Source organism: Massilia genomosp. 1 (assembly GCF_011682185.1).
In the GTDB taxonomy this organism is placed as follows: domain Bacteria; phylum Pseudomonadota; class Gammaproteobacteria; order Burkholderiales; family Burkholderiaceae_D; genus Telluria_A; species Telluria_A rubra.
Window position 1 is genome coordinate 1 of sequence record NZ_WHJF01000253.1, and the last position, 1,857, is coordinate 1,857.

Annotated in this window: 2 protein-coding genes; both read left to right on the forward strand. The window is 54.8% G+C overall.

Annotation, left to right across the window (positions count from 1 at the left end; genetic code table 11):
- Positions 1 to 258: hypothetical protein (locus F1735_RS35975; protein WP_222853167.1), on the forward strand; the 258-nt coding region annotated here is incomplete at its 5' end.
- A gap of 50 nt (positions 259 to 308) precedes the next feature.
- The gene (locus F1735_RS33345; protein ID WP_167241272.1) at positions 309 to 1,544 is read left to right on the forward strand and encodes a sensor histidine kinase; all 1,236 of its coding nucleotides are present in this window, start codon (positions 309 to 311) and stop codon (positions 1,542 to 1,544) included.
- Positions 1,545 to 1,857 lie beyond the last annotated feature (313 nt).

Sequence of the window (1,857 nt, forward strand, 5' to 3'; positions counted from 1 at the left end):
CGCCCTGCACGCGAAAAAAAACCTCGCGTGCAGGGCGGCGGCCGCGCGAAGCGGTCATCTTGTCAAGCGATTTCGACGTTCAATCGTAAAAAAATCGACAGGCTTAAGTCCGGTAGATTGCTGGCCAAGGGCGAGACGATCCGATGCCATCTCCTTGAAAGTGCCCCAATTGAAGGCCCTTTTCGCAAGAGTCAGTTTTTCAGACTATCGAATTGGAGCGAATTTTACGGCTTTTTGCGCAAGGTGAATGTGAGATAGAAATCACGCTTACTGTAGACTTGCTGCTTCCTTCACGGCGAGCTCCAGTCATGCCTCAACACTTTCACTCCCTCGGTCGGCGCATCGTACGCGCCTATCTGCTCTTCTCGCTGGGCACCTGCATCCTGTTCGCAATTGCCGCTGTCATCGTCGTGGAAGGGATCGAATCGCGCTTGGTTGATGAGCGTCTTAAAGATATAGCGGCTTGGGCATCGCCTCGTCATGCCGGTAAACTTCCGGTCGAAATGCCGGCAGGCGTGAGCTTTAATCACGGCCAGTCGATTCCCCAGTCCCTGCGCGATTTGCCTTCAGGTGTGCACGACGTGACGGTCGACGGCATAGGGCTGCATGTCTTTGCCGGACGCGATGCTACCGGCCCATTCGTCGTGGTCGATCATGCATCCGATTATGAGGACGTGGAACTGGCGGTCTATAGCCTGCTGCTAGTTGGCCTTTTCGTTTTCATCGCCATGTCGCTCTTGCTGGGGCATTTCGTGGGACAGCGCGTCGTCGGGCCAATTGCCGAACTGTCGGCGGCAGTGAAAGAACGCCGAGCCGAATTACCCTTGCAGAATAATAAGGACGAATTGGGCATCCTAGCCCGCGCCTTTGCTAACCACACTGCGGAATTACAGGTTTTCTTGGAACGGGAACGCAGCTTTACTGGAGATGTCAGCCATGAATTGCGCACGCCCTTGACCGTAATTGCGGGTGCCGGGGAAATACTAGTCGAGGCCACGTACGGCCAGCCGCATTTGCACGCCCCAGCAGAGCGTATCGTGCGCGCCGCGAAAGACGCGTCGGACAGCGTTGAGGTACTCTTGCTGCTAGCGCGTTCGCCCGACCTCATCGAATCGGAGCCGCTTTCGATGGCGCAGCTTGCGCGAGAAGAGGTCGCGCGCTACCAAGGCTTGATTGGCGCCAAGCCGATCGTCTTGACCTTTTCCGGCGGAGAGGATTTTTTCGTGCATGCGCCAGTCCGCCTGCTGTCTGCTGCAATCGGCAATTTGATACGCAATGCCTGCCTGTACACCGACGAGGGCCAGGTAACAGTACGCCTCGACGCCCCGACAATTTCTGTTTCCGACACTGGCCGCGGGTTGCCCGATGCCGTGCTATCTATGTTGAACAACCCTGCCGCATCGGCAAAGATGCGGGGCTCCGAAGGAACCGGCTTAGGACTGGCTCTGGTTAAACGCATATGCCAGTTTATGCATGCTGAATTTTTAGTCAACAGTGCGGCGGAAGGGGGGACATGCTGCTATATTCGTTTCACGGAAATTTAACGAAAAATTAACACCTCGTTCACACAAAATTGACGTTGCCTTAGGTAATCTGCGGATTATACCGGCGGAATAGGCCGCTGGTACTTGGCATTTCGGGGACGCGATTGAAACTGAGTATCTCTGTCCGCATCAATACCCTCGCCCTTCCCTTGGTCACTGCTGTCGTATTGGTGGCTGGCTACAATCAGAGCCAATTGCAAAACGATTTTTCCGAACTGGCCGACATCAGGAGAGCACGATTTTTCATCGCTTTTTGGTGATATCGGAGGAAATCTGATCGGTTACGGCGGCGGAATCATGGCTAATCTCATTT